15 protein-coding genes, 1 tRNA gene and 1 pseudogene are annotated in these 15042 nt (G+C 57.8%); 7 read left to right on the forward strand and 10 right to left on the reverse strand.

The window, feature by feature from the left end:
* Nucleotides 1-409: 409 nt before the first annotated feature.
* Nucleotides 410-580 (reverse strand): hypothetical protein, encoded by a 171-nt coding sequence (locus tag ACTF5F_RS09590; RefSeq protein WP_438956655.1) that lies wholly within the window; start codon nt 578-580, stop codon nt 410-412.
* 91 nt (nt 581-671) lie between these two features.
* On the opposite strand from ACTF5F_RS09590, the gene ACTF5F_RS09595 reads away from it, so the two are divergent.
* The 3 genes from ACTF5F_RS09595 to arsJ all read left to right on the forward strand — a co-directional run bounded on the left by ACTF5F_RS09595 (nt 672) and on the right by arsJ (nt 4335).
* Nucleotides 672-2024, forward strand: a complete 1353-nt coding sequence (locus ACTF5F_RS09595; RefSeq protein WP_438956656.1) for an MATE family efflux transporter — start codon at nt 672-674, stop codon at nt 2022-2024.
* Nucleotides 2025-2098: 74 nt separating this feature from the next.
* Complete coding sequence (locus ACTF5F_RS09600; RefSeq protein ID WP_438956657.1) at nt 2099-3097, forward strand: ArsJ-associated glyceraldehyde-3-phosphate dehydrogenase; 999 nt, start codon at nt 2099-2101, stop codon at nt 3095-3097.
* The gene (gene arsJ, locus ACTF5F_RS09605) at nt 3094-4335 is read left to right on the forward strand and encodes an organoarsenical effux MFS transporter ArsJ (protein WP_438956658.1); all 1242 of its coding nucleotides are present in this window, start codon (nt 3094-3096) and stop codon (nt 4333-4335) included. Before ACTF5F_RS09600 ends, arsJ begins: the two co-directional genes overlap by 4 nt.
* Nucleotides 4336-4369: 34 nt before the next feature.
* Here arsJ and ACTF5F_RS09610 read toward each other — a convergent pair.
* A pseudogene (locus ACTF5F_RS09610) lies at nt 4370-4828 on the reverse strand ((2Fe-2S)-binding protein).
* A 90-nt stretch (nt 4829-4918) separates the two neighbouring features.
* Here ACTF5F_RS09610 and ACTF5F_RS09615 point away from each other — a divergent pair.
* Both ACTF5F_RS09615 and ACTF5F_RS09620 read left to right on the forward strand, forming a co-directional pair.
* The gene (locus tag ACTF5F_RS09615; protein ID WP_438956659.1) at nt 4919-5482 is read left to right on the forward strand and encodes a TetR/AcrR family transcriptional regulator; all 564 of its coding nucleotides are present in this window, start codon (nt 4919-4921) and stop codon (nt 5480-5482) included.
* A gap of 2 nt (nt 5483-5484) precedes the next feature.
* Nucleotides 5485-6174, forward strand: a complete 690-nt coding sequence (locus tag ACTF5F_RS09620) for a fumarylacetoacetate hydrolase family protein (protein WP_438956660.1) — start codon at nt 5485-5487, stop codon at nt 6172-6174.
* A gap of 12 nt (nt 6175-6186) precedes the next feature.
* On the opposite strand, the gene ACTF5F_RS09625 is transcribed toward ACTF5F_RS09620, so the two are convergent.
* The 6 genes from ACTF5F_RS09625 to ACTF5F_RS09650 form a co-directional block, all read right to left on the reverse strand.
* Nucleotides 6187-6261: transfer RNA gene (locus ACTF5F_RS09625), tRNA-Glu, on the reverse strand.
* Nucleotides 6262-6343: 82 nt separating this feature from the next.
* Nucleotides 6344-8107, reverse strand: coding sequence for a single-stranded-DNA-specific exonuclease RecJ (gene recJ / locus ACTF5F_RS09630; protein ID WP_438956661.1), 1764 nt, complete (start codon nt 8105-8107; stop codon nt 6344-6346).
* 66 nt (nt 8108-8173) lie between these two features.
* The gene (glpX, locus tag ACTF5F_RS09635) at nt 8174-9139 is read right to left on the reverse strand and encodes a class II fructose-bisphosphatase (protein ID WP_438956662.1); all 966 of its coding nucleotides are present in this window, start codon (nt 9137-9139) and stop codon (nt 8174-8176) included.
* Nucleotides 9140-9252: 113 nt separating this feature from the next.
* A complete protein-coding gene (locus tag ACTF5F_RS09640) occupies nt 9253-10539 on the reverse strand; it encodes a homoserine dehydrogenase (RefSeq protein ID WP_438956663.1) in 1287 nt (428 codons plus the stop codon).
* Nucleotides 10540-10624: 85 nt separating this feature from the next.
* A complete protein-coding gene (locus tag ACTF5F_RS09645; RefSeq protein WP_438956664.1) occupies nt 10625-10861 on the reverse strand; it encodes a hypothetical protein in 237 nt (78 codons plus the stop codon).
* Nucleotides 10862-10951: 90 nt separating this feature from the next.
* Nucleotides 10952-11863: a pirin family protein gene (locus ACTF5F_RS09650; protein WP_438956665.1), complete on the reverse strand. Its 912-nt coding sequence runs from the start codon at nt 11861-11863 to the stop codon at nt 10952-10954.
* A gap of 160 nt (nt 11864-12023) precedes the next feature.
* Between ACTF5F_RS09650 and ACTF5F_RS09655 the strand changes: the two genes are divergently transcribed.
* Both ACTF5F_RS09655 and ACTF5F_RS09660 read left to right on the forward strand, forming a co-directional pair.
* Complete coding sequence (locus ACTF5F_RS09655) at nt 12024-12968, forward strand: NAD(P)-dependent oxidoreductase (RefSeq protein WP_438956666.1); 945 nt, start codon at nt 12024-12026, stop codon at nt 12966-12968.
* Between the two features lie 55 nt (nt 12969-13023).
* A complete protein-coding gene (locus tag ACTF5F_RS09660) occupies nt 13024-13506 on the forward strand; it encodes a hypothetical protein (RefSeq protein ID WP_438956667.1) in 483 nt (160 codons plus the stop codon).
* Here the strand turns inward: ACTF5F_RS09660 and ACTF5F_RS09665 are convergent.
* Nucleotides 13503-13730 carry a hypothetical protein gene (locus ACTF5F_RS09665; RefSeq protein WP_438956668.1) on the reverse strand — a complete coding sequence of 76 codons (228 nt, stop codon included), beginning with the start codon at nt 13728-13730 and terminating at the stop codon, nt 13503-13505. The genes ACTF5F_RS09660 and ACTF5F_RS09665 overlap by 4 nt on opposite strands.
* On the reverse strand, nt 13727-14725 hold the full coding sequence (locus ACTF5F_RS09670; RefSeq protein ID WP_438956669.1) for a pilus assembly protein TadG-related protein: 999 nt from the start codon (nt 14723-14725) through the stop codon (nt 13727-13729). Before ACTF5F_RS09670 ends, ACTF5F_RS09665 begins: the two co-directional genes overlap by 4 nt.
* Between the last annotated feature and the right edge of the window lie 317 nt (nt 14726-15042).

Here is a 15042-nt window from a genome sequence, read left to right on the forward strand (position 1 = left end):
CCAATGTACATGCCGGGGCGTTTGCGCACCGGTTCGAGCCCTTCGAGGACTTCAATACTGTCGGCGTTGTAGTCATCAGGGCTTTTGCCCTGAAACAGGTCGTCTGCCATACCGCTGCTCTTTTGCTGTTTGGCGCCATTATGTCAGGGCCAAACAGCAGGGGGAAGACGAATTTGGCTTAGGCCGCGTGGCGGTCCTGTGCCTGAAAGCGTGTCAGGGGCTTCTTCGATACGCCACGGCGAGGGGCTCGGAGTAGGCCAAAGAACCAGCGACGGTCGTCGAAATGGGTGCGAGCAAAAGTCATGTCAATCTCCCAGGTCTTTATCCTTGTTTAATAGACCGTGGGAATGTGGCTGGATTGGGCTGAGGCCCAAACAAAAAGTGATTCTTTTCAATTGCTTTTGATGGATTAACAATCAGCCGAGGGGCTAGGATTGTTTCGAAGATTTGGGAGTTCCGTCGCGAAATTGGGCAGCAGTTCTTTGTTATATGTCCCACGGTTTTCGTTCCACCACGCTTTGGTGTTGTTAGCCTTGAGCTCTGCATGGAACGCTCTGGCGGTTTCGATGATGTCGGCCATTGCGGGCTTCCTGTGATTAATCCTACCGCATCATTGGCGATCGTCTAGCATGAGGGTTTACGCGGTCACCGAAGGGGCGTAGCCCTTCAGCATGGAACGGATGGCGCAGTCATATGGGGAACACAGCCGGGCAGCGTTGAAGTTGGGCCTGCCCCTGATTGCGAGCAACCTTGCGCAGTTTGCCATTCATATCACCGATACAGTGATGTTGGGCTGGTATGATGTGACGGCTTTGGCAGCTGTCACGCTCGCCACCACCGCCTTTTTCGTGACCTTTATTGTGGGTGCAGGCTTTGCCATGGCGGTGACGCCTTTGGTGGCCGCGGCGGAAGAAGAGGGCGATGACACGCAGGTGCGCCGGATCACGCGGATGGGTCTATGGTTGTCGGTTATCTATGGGGTCGTATTCACAATCCCATTCTTCTGGGCAGAACCGATTTTGCTGGCTACAGGCCAGACGGAGACGATTGCGGCCTTGGCGCATGACTATCTGGTCATTGCCTCTCTGGGGATGGTGCCTGCGCTATTGGTGATGACGTTGAAGTCCTATCTGGCGGCGTTGGAGCATACGGGGATCATTTTGTGGGGCACGGTGGCGGCTGCTGTGATGAACGCCTTCGTCAACTCCGCGCTGATTTTTGGCAACTGGGGTGCGCCGGAGCTGGGGATTCAAGGTGCGGCGATTGCATCTGTCCTATTACAGGTGGTCACGGTTGGGATCTTGTTGGCCTATGCGCTGAAAAAGCTGCCGCAGCATCAGTTGACGCGCAACATCCTCAAATCCGATTGGGAGGTGTTTGGCCGCGTGTTCCGGCTTGGTTGGCCGATTGGCCTGACGTCCTTGGCGGAAGGCGGGCTGTTCTCTGTTAGCGCGTTCCTGATGGGCTGGATCGGGGAGTTGGAATTGGCTGCCCACGGCATCGCAATCCAATTGGCGAGCCTCACGTTCATGGTGCACATCGGGTTGTCGCAGGCGGCTACCGTGCGGGCGGGTCGGGCGGTGGGACGCAAGGATGAGGAGCAGTTGCGCAAGGGTGGCATTGCGATCATCGGACTTTCGGCGGTGTTCGCATTGTTCACAGTCGCGCTCTTCCTGATCGTGCCGGAGGTCTTGATATCGCTCTTCATCGACCCTGATGAACCGTTGAAGGGGGAGCTTATTCGGATTGGTGTCCTGCTCTTGGCGTTTGCAGCGCTGTTTCAGGTGGTCGATGCGGCGCAGGTGATGGCGCTGGGGTTGCTACGCGGGGTGCAGGACACCGCGGTGCCGATGGGGATGGCGGTGGTGAGCTATTGGATCATCGGCATGCCGGTCAGCTATTATCTGGCGTTTGTCACGGGCTTGGATGAGGTCGGGCTGTGGCTTGGGCTTGTGGTCGGCTTGGCGGTGGCGGCTGTTTTGCTGATGGCGCGCTTCTGGACAAAGAGCGTGCATATTGAATAGCGGTGCACATCGTCGCAAAACCGTTACAAATCGGACTTAGGCGGTTCGGGGACTGCTGCTAAGGGGGGCCTTCCATGACAACTTATGCGCTGAACGGTTTGGGCCGGATCGGGAAGCTGGCGCTGACGCCACTGTTGGAGAGCGGGGCGGAGATCGCCTTTGTCAACGATGCGGTGGGCGATCCAGCGATGCACGCGCATCTGTTGGAGTTTGACACCGTGCATGGGCGTTGGGACGCCGAGTTTGTGGCGGCCGAGGACAGCATCACGATTGATGGGCAGCGCATTCCGGCGCTTAGCACACGGCGGATTGAAGAATTGCCGCTCGACGGGGTCGATGTGGTGATCGACTGCACGGGGGCCTTCAAGACGGAAGCTGCCCTTACGCCTTATTTCGCGGGAGGGGTGAAAAAGGTGGTGGTGTCGGCCCCGGTAAAAGACGGTCCGACCGCGAATATCGTTTATGGTGTGAATGACGGCATCTACGACCCTGCCACGCATCAAATCGTGACAGCGGCGAGTTGCACAACGAATTGCTTGGCCCCAGTGGTGAAGGTCATTCACGAGGGGGTGGGCATCAAACACGGGTCGATCACGACGATCCATGATGTCACCAACACGCAAACCATTGTGGACCGCCCCGCCAAGGATTTGCGGCGCGCGCGGTCAGCGCTCAATTCCTTGATCCCGACGACGACGGGATCTGCCACGGCGATCACGCTGATCTATCCGGAACTGACGGGTAAGCTGAACGGCCATGCGGTAAGGGTGCCGCTTTTGAATGCGTCGCTGACGGATTGTGTGTTTGAGGTTGCGCGGGAGACGACTGCCGATGAGGTAAACGCCTTGTTCGAGGCGGCGGCGGATGGGGAGCTGAAGGGCATCCTCGGTTATGAGACGCGGCCTTTGGTGAGCACCGATTACGTCAACGATGCGCGGTCTTCGATTGTCGATGCACCCTCCACGATGGTGGTCAACGGCACGCAGGTGAAGGTCTATGCGTGGTACGACAACGAATGGGGTTATGCGCATCGTTTGATTGATGTGGCGCGGATGGTAGGCGACAGCTTATGACTCGACCGGCCGGATTTGCCGCTTACATCACGGTGACGTCAGTCTATTGGGCGTTCATGCTGACCGATGGGGCCATGCGGATGTTGGTGCTGCTGCACTTCAACACGCTGGGTTTCTCGCCGGTGCAGCTGGCTTATCTGTTTGTGCTTTATGAGATCGCGGGCGTGGTCACGAACCTGTCCGCAGGCTGGATCGCGGCGCGGTTTGGTCTGACCTCAACGCTCTACGCAGGCCTTGCCATTCAGATCGGGGCGCTGCTGGCCCTGGCGCAGTTGGATCCGGCGTGGTCTCTGACGGGATCGGTTGTTTTTGTGATGGCCGTGCAAGGCGCGTCGGGCGTGGCGAAAGACCTTGCGAAGATGAGTTCCAAAAGTGCGGTGAAAATATTGGCGCCACAAGAGGACGGGAGCTTGTTTCGCTGGGTGGCGGTGCTGACCGGATCAAAGAACGCGGTCAAGGGGCTGGGCTTTTTGGTTGGGGCTGCGGCGCTGGCGCTTTTTGGGTTCGTGCCGTCCATTTTGGGGATGGCAGTGATACTGGCAGTGATCTTTGCAGTGATCTTGCTCAGGATGCCGTCTGGATTGCCGCAAGGCCGCAAGGATGCAAAGTTCAAAGAAGTGTTTTCCAAGAACTGGAACATCAACTGGCTGAGTGCGGCACGTTTGTTTTTGTTCGGGGCGCGGGATGTGTGGTTCGTGGTGGGTATCCCGATCTATTTCTATTCGGTTCTGTCGGATGGCACGGCGGAGGGGCAGCGCGCGGCGTTTTTCTTAATTGGCGGCTTCATGGCCATTTGGGTGATCCTGTACGGGATTGTGCAGGCGGCTACGCCGAAAGTGCTGCGGGCTGAGACGCGGTCAGGTGGGGTGTTGATCTCTGCCGCGTCATTCTGGGTTGGGGTGCTTATTGTCGTTCCCATCGCGCTGGCCTTCGCGACATTGCTGACGACTGGACAATCGACCGCGCTTACGGTGTTGATTGTGGTGGGTTTGTTGGTATTTGGGGCGATTTTCGCGGTAAACTCCGCCCTGCATTCTTACCTGATCCTTGCGTTCACGGATCGGACCCTTGTGACGATGGATGTGGGGTTCTACTATATGGCGAACGCGGCGGGGCGGTTGGTTGGGACAGTGGCGTCGGGCGCAAGTTACCAGCTTGGTGGTTTGCCGCTTTGCCTAGTCACAGCGGCGGCGATGATCGCCGCCAGCTGGCTTTGTGTCAGGCGGCTGGAGCCTTAGGGGCGGGGGGTGATACTTGCAACACGTCCCATGATTATGCCTCCCTCAGTTTGGCACCGGCTATTTTTACAGCGGCGCGGATGCGGGGGTAGGTGCCACAGCGGCAGAGGTTGCCGGACATGACTAGATCAATGGTTTCATCCGTCGGGCCTGGGTTGTCATAGAAGAGCGATGCCGCCTGCATGATTTGACCGGACTGACAGTAGCCGCATTGCGCGACCTAATGTTCGACCCACGCCTCTTGCACGGCGTGCATGGCCTCAGGGGTACCCAGTTTTTCGATGGTGGTCACTTCGCCGAAAAGATCGCTCACGGCCACTTGGCAGGAGCGCACTGCGACACCGTCGATTTGGACGGTGCAGGCCCCGCATTGCGCGATACCGCAGCCATATTTGGTGCCGGTGAGGCCTAATTCATCACGTAAAACCCAAAGGAGGGGCATATTCGGGCCAACGTCGACCTCGTGTTCCGTTCCGTTCACCGTTAGCTTCATGAGATCACCCTCCCATGCGTAGACATATTGACATTTTTAAAAAAAATGTCAAATTTGACAAAACATAGCAAGATGTAAAATAAGGGCCTTATGGCAAAGTCAGAGACCCATATTATCGAGTCCGCGATTTCTGTGATTTCGCGCTACGGGTACAAGAAGACCACGATGGCCGATTTGGCCGACGCGGCAGGTGTGTCCCGTCAGACGCTTTATAACAAATATCCCAACAAAGAGCAGGTGCTTGTTGCAGCAATCCGGTTTGGAGCCGAAACAGGGTTGGCGCAGGTGGCTGAATTGTGGGCATCTGGGGCGAGTGTTGCTGAGAAGATCGACATGTTTTTCCAGATCGGGCCGCTCAACTGGTACGACATGATCATGTCCTCCCCCGAATCGGCGGATTTGATCGAAGGGTTCAACACCCATGCGGTTGATGAGATGACCGAAGGCACAAAGAAGTGGGTTGAGGCGCTGACCGGTGTCTTCGCCCCGTTTGAGACCAAGCTGGCGGATCAGGGGATCAGCACGGACGCCTTTGCGGATTTCTTCTACACGACAAGTGCTAATGCGAAATACAATGCCACATCGCGGGCGCAGCTTGAGACTCGGCTGGCGACCTTGCGGGCAACCACTCTGGCGACTTTGGGAGAACGCTGATCATGTCTAAGACTATTTTTGAGGTACCCGTGGCGCCGTTGGTGTCGATCCACGGAAGCGATCAATTCTTTCCGTTGGGGCGCATTTTCTGTGTGGGGCAGAACTATGCTGCGCACGCGACGGAGATGGGCAGCACGGCGGACTATGAAGCGCCGTTTTATTTCACCAAATCCCCTGCGTCCGTGGTGTTGAGCGGAGCGACGATCCCTTATGCGTTGAAGACAACGAACCTGCATCATGAGATGGAGTTTGCCGTCTATCTATCAGGCGATGCGTTCGAGGTGACAGAGGCGGCGGCGCTGGATGCGGTCTATGGCTATGGTTGTTCTTTGGACCTGACCCGCCGCGATTTGCAGATTGCGGCGAAGGACAAGCAGCGCCCGTGGAGCGTGGCCAAAGATTTTGAGGATGCGGCGGTGTTGGCCCCGATTACCCCGAAAGAGGCGTTTGGCGCGATTGATGATCAGCGGATTGCGCTGACGGTAAACGGCGACTTGAAACAGGATTCGACGCTGGATGATCTGATCCATTCGGTGCCCGCAATCATCGCAGACCTGTCGACGTTTTATCATCTGCGGGCGGGTGACGTGATTTTAACGGGCACACCTGCCGGTGTCGGGCCGTTGGTGTTAGGCGACACAGCGCAAGGCACAGTAGACGGGCTGGAGCCTGTCAGCATCACCATTGCTTGAGGGGGCGTACCTTGGCAGTCCCTAGGGGAATCGAACCCCTCTTTCCAGGTTGAAAACCTGGCGTCCTAACCGATAGACGAAGGGACCGCTCTTGGTGAGGCGCTTTTAGGGAAACCCAGTGCCAAGGGCAAGAGGGTTTTTTGCAAAATTCCTGGATGATTTTTGGCGGCTAAACGGCTGGTGCTGCGTCTTCCAATCGAAGCTGTGGGGAGGTGCGGCCTTGCCATGTGTTGAGATCCAATCGTCCCGCCAGATGGAAGCGCCCGCCACCGTGTTGTGGCAGCTCTTGCCCAATCGGCCCGTCCATTGCGTTGAACGCGATGGCATCCAGCCGCGCGCCCATCCCGTCACTAAAAGCGACCTTGAGATGGTTGGTGCCCACTTGTTTGGCAAAGAGGATTTGGCAATCAGGGAAAGCAAACCGCGGGGCGGAGGCGCCAGCCCCAAAGGGGCCAGCGGTTTCGAGCTGTTCAACAAGTTCCACCGTCACTGCGCTGGGCATCAGAATCCCGTTGAGCGTTATGTCACGTGGGCCAAGCTTACCCGCGCCTTGCTTGTCGAGCAGTTCTGCCAGCCGCGCCATCGCGGGTTCCAGTTTACCGCGTGCCACGGTCAGACCAGCGGCCATCTTATGACCGCCGCCTTTGAGCAATTGTCCTTCGCCCGCCAAGCGCTGGATCGACGCGCCAAGGTCGATGCCTGTGACGGAGCGGCCCGATCCTTTGCCTTCGTCGCCGTTCAAGCCAATGACCACAGCGGGGCGGTTGGTGAGCTCTTTGAGGCGGGAGGCAACGATGCCCACGACGCCTGGGTGCCAGCCTTCGCCAGCCGCCCAGACAAGCGGCGCGTCCAGCCCGCGTTCGGTGGCTTGCTCCAACGCCAAATCGCGGACAATGTTTTCAATTTCGCGCCGTTCGGTGTTGAGTTCGTCGAGCTTGGCGGCAAGCGATTTCGCCTCTTGCGGGTCGGTGCTAGCCAGAAGTCGTGCACCAAGGTCAGCCTTGCCGACACGCCCGCCTGCGTTGATGCGCGGGCCGAGCAAGAAGCCCAGATGATAGGCGCTGGGGGCGGAGGCCATACCAGCCTCATCCGCCAACGCCACCAGCCCTAGCCGTTCGCGGCGGGCCATGACCGCAAGGCCCTGTCTGACGAAGGCGCGGTTGACGCCGATGAGGGGTGCGACGTCGGCGACGGTCGCAAAGCCCACAAGATCGAGCATCGCCATGAGGTCAGGGCCAGCTTTGCCCGCTTCGCGGAGTTGGCGGTTCGCCTCCACCAGCATCAGGAACACAACTGCGGCTGCGCAGAGGTGGGCGAGCGATCCATCCTCATCTTGCCTGTTGGGGTTTACGACGGCCAAAGCGTCGGGCAGCGTTTCGCCTGCGAGGTGGTGATCGAGGACGATGACATCTGCGCCTTTTGCCGCTGCGATTGGTCCGTGGGACAGCGTGCCACAGTCAACGCAGATGATCAGGTCATGATCCTTGGCGAGGGCGGACATTGCCGCGTCGTTGGGGCCGTAGCCTTCGTCAATTCGGTCGGGGATGTAGAGCGTTGCAGGCTGGCCCATCTGGCGCAACCAATCGAGCAGGAGTGCCGCTGAACTGCCGCCATCAACGTCGTAATCCGCGAAGATGGCGATCTTTTCGAGGGTTGTTGCGGCTGCCACGAAGCGTTTGGCGGCCTTTTCTATATCGCGGAGGCTGCGCGGGTCAGGCAGGAGGTCGCGGAGCTTGGGCTCCAGAAACCCCGTTGCATCAGAAGAATCGATCCCGCGTCGCACCAACACGCGGCACAGTGGAGCAGGTAGACCCGTGACTTGTTCCATCGCGTCGGCCATGCGGTCCTCGGCCAAGGTTGGGCCAATCCAGCGGCGGCCTGTCAGGGACGCCTCCACATTCAGGAAAGCGGGTGTATCTTGTGTGCTGCTCATTGCGCGCCACAATAGAGAGAGGGCGCAGCCTTGGCCACGCCCTCAATTCGTTCTTTGCGAATTTCTTTAGCCCGTCGGGTTGCGGTAGGTCATCCGCCGGACGGAACCGGTTTTGGACCGCATCAGAACGGTTTCGGCGGTGACATATCCGACCTCACGCTTGATGCCAGGTAGGAGAGAGCCGTCGGTCACGCCAGTTGCTGCAAAGATCACATCGCCTGTCACCATGTCGTCGCGGGTGTAAACGCGATCGAAATTGGTGATGCCTGCTTTTTTGGCGCGGGCGCGTTCGTCATCATTGCGGAAGGTGAGCTGTCCGAAGATTTGCCCGCCCATGCATTTCAGCGCAGCCGCAGCCAACACACCTTCTGGCGCGCCGCCAGAGCCCATGTACATGTCAATGCCGGTTTTCGCGGCTTCGGCGCAGTGCATTACGCCTGCAACGTCGCCATCGGTGATCAGACGGATGGAGGCACCTGTGTTGCGGATTTCTTCGATCATGTCTTCGTGGCGTGGGCGTTCCAGCACGCAGACGGTAATGTCGTTGGTGGAGCAGCCTTTCGCGGCGGCGAGGGCTGAGACACGCTCTGACGGGCTCATATCCATCGTCACAACGCCGTCGCGATAGCCGGGGCCAATAGCGAGCTTGTTCATGTAGACATCCGGCGCGTGCAGCATGGAGCTGCGCGGGCCCATTGCGATCACCGCCAATGCGTTTGGCATGTCTTTGGCGGTCAGCGTGGTGCCTTCCAGCGGGTCGAGCGCGATATCGACGCCTGGGCCGGTGCCCGTGCCCACTTCTTCGCCGATGTAGAGCATCGGCGCTTCGTCCCGCTCGCCTTCACCGATCACGACGACGCCAGAGATGTCGAGGCTGTTGAGCTGCGTGCGCATCGCGTCCACGGCAGCTTGATCAGCTGCTTTCTCATCACCACGTCCAATAAGGGGTGCGCAAGCGATGGCGGCGGCTTCCGACACGCGGGCAAGGCCGAGTGACAGGGCGCGGTCGTTAAAATCAGCGGCTTGGGGCATTGAAACATCCATTGGTTATTGAGGATCGGTTACCGAGGTGACCTTCGGGCTGCAATACTGGGTGCGCTAACATACTGTGAAAACGCTAAAGAAAGGTTTGATGTGTGGCGGGTTTAGACCGTCTCGATCCGAATGGTCACGGGGTCGCCTTCGACCAGTCCGGTGGCGACGCAGCCCTCCATCGCCTCATCAATTGCGGTGCGGGTGGTTTTGTGGGTGACGATCAGGATCGGGGCGGAGGGTTCGCTGTGTCCGTATTGGCGCATCCTGTCGATGGAGACGCCCGCATCCCCCAAGACCGCCGCGATTTTGGCAAGCGATCCGGGTTTGTCGACGATTTGCAGACGGATGTAATAGGGCGCGGAAACAGCTGCGCGTGCGGGGCGCGCCTTGACGAGTGATGTGGCGGGCTGGCCGAATGTTGGCAGGCGCAGGCCGCGGCCGATGTCTATGACGTCCGCTGCAACCGCACTTGCAGTTGGCCCTTCACCCGCGCCTGGGCCGCGCAGAACGATCTGTTCTACGGCGTCGCCTTCCAGCACGACCATGTTGGTGCCACCTTGGAGTTGTCCGAGCGGTGAGGTGTCGGGCACAAGGCACGGTGACATGCGCTGTTCGAGGCCGCGCCCTGTCAATTGCGCGACGCCCAGAAGCTTGATCCGGTAGCCCATATCCGCGGCTTGGTTGATGTCTTCGATTGTGACGGAGCCGATCCCTTCAAGGTCGACCGCGTCGAAATCCACCTGCGTACCGTAAGCGATGGAGGCGAGGATCGCGAGCTTATGCGCCGCATCGATGCCGCCCACGTCAAGCTGGGGGTCCGCTTCGAGGTAGCCTAGGGCGTTGGCCTCGTCGAACACCTCTTCATAGGTCAGGCCCGCGTCTTGCATCCGTGTCAGGATATAGTTGCAGCTGCCGTTCATGACGCCCATCACGCGGGTGATTTCGTTTCCGGCAAGCCCTTCGGTCAGGGCTTTCACTACAGGGATGCCGCCCGCGACGGCGGCTTCAAAGCGGATCACCTGACCTGCCGCTTCGGCCTGTTCAGCAAGTGCTTGGCCGTGGATGGCAAGCAGGGCTTTGTTGGCGGTGACCACGTCTTTGCCCGCAGTGATGGCGGCTTCGATGCTGTCTTTGGCGGGGCCGTCGTGGCCGCCCATCAGTTCAACATAGACATCCACATCATCGCGCTGGGCAAGGGCGACGGCATCATCCTCCCATGCATAGGCGGAGAGGTCCGCGCCACGATCTTTGGTTTTGTCACGGGCGGAAACGGCGCTGATTTCAATGGGGCGACCCGCACGCAAGGCGAGTTTGTTAGCATGGTTCTGGACGATCTTCACCATCCCGATGCCAACTGTTCCCAGTCCAGCAATTCCGAGGCGCAGGGGTTTGGTCATGGCAGGCTTCCGTCGGTAAAGATCATACTCCGCGCGGTGTTATCCAATTCGGCGGATCATCGCAACGGATCAAAGGCGATCGGGATCAATTGGAGATGGGCTGTGCGCGCAAGCTGTTGGCCTTGGCGTTGAGCGCATCAATGCGGCTTTGCAGGCCAGCGGTGTCTGGATTGGTCGCTGGCGCCGTCGCGGTGATGTCGTCGATGTTGATGAGGCCCGGATAGGGTGCATTGCGGGCGGCATCGTCGATTGTGCCGTCAAGCTGGGGGAATTCAGCGCAAGCTGTCAGGAAAAGAGTTGTTGCGCTGATGAACCACCGCATGAAGAAGCCCTTGCTTTTGATGGTGCGGGTATACGATATGGGGTTCGCCCTGCGCAACCTATGTGCAGGGCCAATTTTTGTGTGTTGGCGCTAGTGTGCCGGCTTGATAAAGGTGCCGTTGTTGAGGTCTTTGATCGCTTGGCGCAACTCGTCGCGGGTGTTCATTACGATGGGGCCGTGCCATGCGACCGGCTCTTCCAACGGCGCGCCAGATATGAGCAGGAAGCGCATCCCTTCATCACCCGCTTGCACGGTAATTTCGTCGCCGGTTCCAAAGCGGACCAGCGTGCGGTTGCCGGACATGTCGCGTATGTTGACCTCTTCGCCCATCACTTCTTTTTCCAAAAGCACACCTGTGGGTTTGGACGCATCGACAAAGCTGCCGCTGCCCGCGAAGACATAGGCAAACGCGCGGCGATAGGTGTCGATCTTGATCGTCTTTTTCACGCCTGCGGGGATTGAGACGTCGAGGTATTGTGGATCCGCGGCGATGCCATCGACAGGGCCGGTTTTGCCCCAGAACTCGCCAATAATGACGCGCACAGAGGTGCCATCATCATCCACAACGGTTGGGATGTCCTTTGCTTCGACGTCTTGATAGCGGGGTGCTGTCATTTTGAGAGACCCGGGCAGATTCGACCAAAGCTGGAAGCCATGCATCTGGCCGTTGGCGTTTCCGCGTGGCATTTCCTGGTGCATGATGCCCGATCCGGCGGTCATCCATTGCACGTCGCCTGCATTTAGATCGCCGGTGTTGCCAAGGCTGTCGGCATGGCTGACGGTGCCGTCGAGCACATAGGTGATCGTCTCAATGCCGCGGTGGGGATGCCACGGGAACCCTTTTTCAAAGTCTTGAGGGAAATCGTTGCGGAAATCATCGAACAGTAGAAACGGATCAAGCTCCGTCGGGTCTTGGAACCCGAAGGCACGTTGCAGTTTGACGCCTGCCCCTTCCATCTTTGGGACGGCGTGGCGTTGTTCAAGAACGGGACGAATAGACATAGTGTTCTCCTTTGCACCTCAGCTAGTGCGTGCAGAGTGGGGGATCAATAGAACGCATTGTGCATGAACGCACATCAAGGCGACCAAAAAAGCGTCGTAAATGGAGCAGACCTGTGCTGCGCAGGCAATCAGCGTTTGGCCAAAGGCGAGGGAGAAGAGAATGCGCGTCGGGTTTATTGGATTGGGGAACGTTGGGGCCAAGCTTGCAGGCAGCTTGCTGCGCAATGGGCATGACCTGTGGGTGCATGATTTGGATGATGCGCTGATACAGGGGTTCGTGGACTGTGGGGCGATGGCGGCATCTTCCCCCGCTGAGTTGATGAGAGAATGCGAGGCGGTTGTGACCTGCCTGCCGTCGCCTGCGGCGTGCAATGCCGTGGTCAGTGCCATGATTCCGGAGGTGACGGACGGCACAATCTGGATGGAAATGTCGACAACCGATGCGGAAGAGGTGAAACGCCTCGCCGCTTTGGTTGAGGCGCGGGGTGGGGCGGCGGTGGAATGCCCCGTCTCGGGGGGGTGTCACCGTGCTGCGACGGGTAACATCAGCATTTTTGCGGGGTGCGATCGGGCGACGTTTGAGCGGGTGTTACCATTGCTGACGACTTTGGGCCGGCGGGTGTTGCACACGGGGCCGATTGGATCGGCGAGCCTGTTGAAGGTGATGACGAACTATCTGGCGACCGCGAACCTTTTGACCTGTTGCGAGGCGCTGGTGACGATGAAGGCGGCGGGGCTTGATTTGTCGACGACCTATGAGGCGATCAAGATCAGCTCGGGTACATCGTTCGTGCATGAAACCGAAAGCCAGATGATCCTGAACGGCTGCCGCGATATCAATTTCACGATGGATTTGGTGAAAAAGGATATTGGACTGTTTCAAGAGATTGCGGAACGGCATGAGGTGCCGCTGGAAATTAGTCCACTGATGATCAGTATATTCGAGGATGGCATCGCGCGTTTTGGGGAGCGGGCGCAGTCCGATGACATTATCAGGCGGCTGGAGGAGGCGACGGGTCTGGACATTACGGCCCCAGGTTTCCCGGCAGAGATGATTGACGATGAACCGGAAGAGCCGGGCTATGAGGTGGTACCCAATCGGTAGGGTAGTCAATCTTTCGTGCCTTCGCTAAACCAGCGGTATTGTGAGGGAGGCGGCGATGGCTAGTGAAAGTTCTGATCCAATTTATGCCCGTCTTGGGGCTGCCGCCCCGCGGCGGTGGTTTGGATTTCTTGTCGTGTTCGGGCTGGGAATTCTGCTGATTTATTTGAGTTTCGTGAGCCTTGGCGGTGTTATCTCCCGCGCGTTTCTGATCGCCTTCGGAATCCTTTGCATTTATGCCGCTGACAGGTTGAGGATCGCCACGCAAGGTACAGTTTTACTGACAGAAAATGGGATTGAAGCGGGTGACGGGTCACTGCTGGTCGCTTGGGATAACATCAAGCATGTGGAGCGCGGGGCGTTTGCCTTGAAGCCGTCGAATGGCTTCACGGTCCACACGAAAGAGCCAATGCAGCACGCATGGGAGCCTGGCCTTTGGTGGCGGCTAGGGCGTCGGTTTGGCGTAGGAGGTGTGTCGTCAGCGGGCCCGGCTAAATTTATGGCCGAACAGATTGCGTTTAGGCTCGCAAAGCAGGATTAGCAGACTGAGTTGTTTTCGCTTCCAAAGCAGATTTGATCCATCAAGACGTCGCTATCCCAACGTGAGCACTTCTCGCGTGTGATGTCATAGTAGTTCCAGCGTTGACCGAGATGGCTGTAGTAGTAGTCGAGGTAGGTCTGATCACCCCAGTGCGCGATTTCGCTGACCTGGTTATAGTGCTCATCCCGTAGATGCCGAATGTCCCAGTTCTGACAATCCGTCATAACGAAATGTATTGCAGAGTGCCGCCCAAGCTACCTGCAGATCCAAACGCCACGGGGCGATCAGAAAACGCTGAGCCGCGCATGTGCCTCGGCAAACTGTTGTAGGCAGCATTTATGGATGGGTCCAACAAGGCTGCGCTTAATTTCAGGCCCTGGTAAATTGCAGTAGATGCGGGCGGCTCGAAATCATCAATCGCGGTTAACAGATCAGATTTATCTTGTGTGAGCGGGATGATTTGCTCGTAAATCTCAACTGGGCAAACACCATTATTCCAATTGCGGTAAGTGAAGTGCTGAGCTTGCTCCAATTTGTCCATGTTAGGTTCGTCTGCAAGATCGATGGTCGCGCCGGTTGTCGGCCAAATCGTCGTGTCGAAATCTGTGCAACGGAAGTTCACACATTCGGAAAACCAATGCTTGCGCGGCAGGTTAACGGCGTCGAACAGTTCAGGCCCAGCATTTACGTTGGTTGTGTAGGGGATCAAAAAGATAGAGATGCGATCTTTGTGGTCATTTGTCAGCAATTGCTCGACAAAGGCTGTGGACGCTTCTTTCAATTTGCCCATCCGGGTTGTGCCCGCACCGGAAACCCAAGTCCCCATAGAGCCGGAAATATCCAATACGAGCGACACTTCGACATTTCCAACGCTTTCGATCGCTGTCGACGTGGCGCGGGCTGTCAACTGGTTCACGCCCAAGAATTTAAGAAAGTATGTGTTCAGGTCCAATTTGCAGTTCGCGGTAACGCTTCTGAAGTTTGACCCGTTTGTCATGATCGGATCGCCGTCCAGGCAATTCGCGTCCTTTGCTTTTTCAACGCAGTCGCGAACCACCGCGTCTGGATCACCCTGCTGGTCTAGGTCAGCAGCGGCGAGCACGGCACGGTCGACGGCGCCTTGCATAATAGTACGTCGCGATTCAAACCGCATGAAGTCAACGGCCATGCCTACCAAGACGAGTAAGAGAATGAGGATAAAGAGTGTGAAGATCGTCATCTCACCGTCTTCGTCACGGCGGCACCGGCGCAAAAATGCAGCTGGCGATGAGATAGATAACTTGCTTGTCAAACGCGGGGCATAACTCATTGTACTCAATCCTTATTGTTCGTCCGGCAAAACGAAGCCAAGACACGACATCCCAAGGGCTATAGATCATTTGGATGTGTTCGAATTGGGGCGCGTCGGCGAAAAAAATCTACCTTCGGCGTGCGTTCTAGAAACGAATACGGGGTTCCAGGTGCCATTGTTCACAAAGCGGAACCGCTAATAGGTTCTGGATGCCGTTTCGGGTCATCACGTGCGATCACAGATGA

The sequence above is a fragment of the Cognatiyoonia sp. genome (assembly GCF_965661665.1).
GTDB lineage: Bacteria > Pseudomonadota > Alphaproteobacteria > Rhodobacterales > Rhodobacteraceae > Cognatiyoonia.

Excerpts from the sequence above, each read along its gene's own strand:
- ACTF5F_RS09650 (WP_438956665.1), bottom strand. The coding sequence starts at position 11,863 with ATGTCTATTCGTCCCGTTCTTGAACAACGCCACGCCGTCCCAAAGATG.
- ACTF5F_RS09615 (WP_438956659.1), top strand. The coding sequence starts at position 4,919 with ATGGCAAAGTCAGAGACCCATATTATCGAGTCCGCGATTTCTGTGATT.
- ACTF5F_RS09660 (WP_438956667.1), top strand. The coding sequence starts at position 13,024 with ATGGCTAGTGAAAGTTCTGATCCAATTTATGCCCGTCTTGGGGCTGCC.
- ACTF5F_RS09595 (WP_438956656.1), top strand. The coding sequence starts at position 672 with ATGGAACGGATGGCGCAGTCATATGGGGAACACAGCCGGGCAGCGTTG.
- glpX (WP_438956662.1), bottom strand. The coding sequence starts at position 9,139 with ATGCCCCAAGCCGCTGATTTTAACGACCGCGCCCTGTCACTCGGCCTT.
- ACTF5F_RS09670 (WP_438956669.1), bottom strand. The coding sequence starts at position 14,725 with ATGACGATCTTCACACTCTTTATCCTCATTCTCTTACTCGTCTTGGTA.
- ACTF5F_RS09645 (WP_438956664.1), bottom strand. The coding sequence starts at position 10,861 with ATGCGGTGGTTCATCAGCGCAACAACTCTTTTCCTGACAGCTTGCGCT.
- recJ (WP_438956661.1), bottom strand. The coding sequence starts at position 8,107 with ATGAGCAGCACACAAGATACACCCGCTTTCCTGAATGTGGAGGCGTCC.
- ACTF5F_RS09655 (WP_438956666.1), top strand. The coding sequence starts at position 12,024 with ATGCGCGTCGGGTTTATTGGATTGGGGAACGTTGGGGCCAAGCTTGCA.
- ACTF5F_RS09665 (WP_438956668.1), bottom strand. The coding sequence starts at position 13,730 with ATGACGGATTGTCAGAACTGGGACATTCGGCATCTACGGGATGAGCAC.
- arsJ (WP_438956658.1), top strand. The coding sequence starts at position 3,094 with ATGACTCGACCGGCCGGATTTGCCGCTTACATCACGGTGACGTCAGTC.
- ACTF5F_RS09620 (WP_438956660.1), top strand. The coding sequence starts at position 5,485 with ATGTCTAAGACTATTTTTGAGGTACCCGTGGCGCCGTTGGTGTCGATC.
- ACTF5F_RS09640 (WP_438956663.1), bottom strand. The coding sequence starts at position 10,539 with ATGACCAAACCCCTGCGCCTCGGAATTGCTGGACTGGGAACAGTTGGC.
- ACTF5F_RS09600 (WP_438956657.1), top strand. The coding sequence starts at position 2,099 with ATGACAACTTATGCGCTGAACGGTTTGGGCCGGATCGGGAAGCTGGCG.
- ACTF5F_RS09590 (WP_438956655.1), bottom strand. The coding sequence starts at position 580 with ATGGCCGACATCATCGAAACCGCCAGAGCGTTCCATGCAGAGCTCAAG.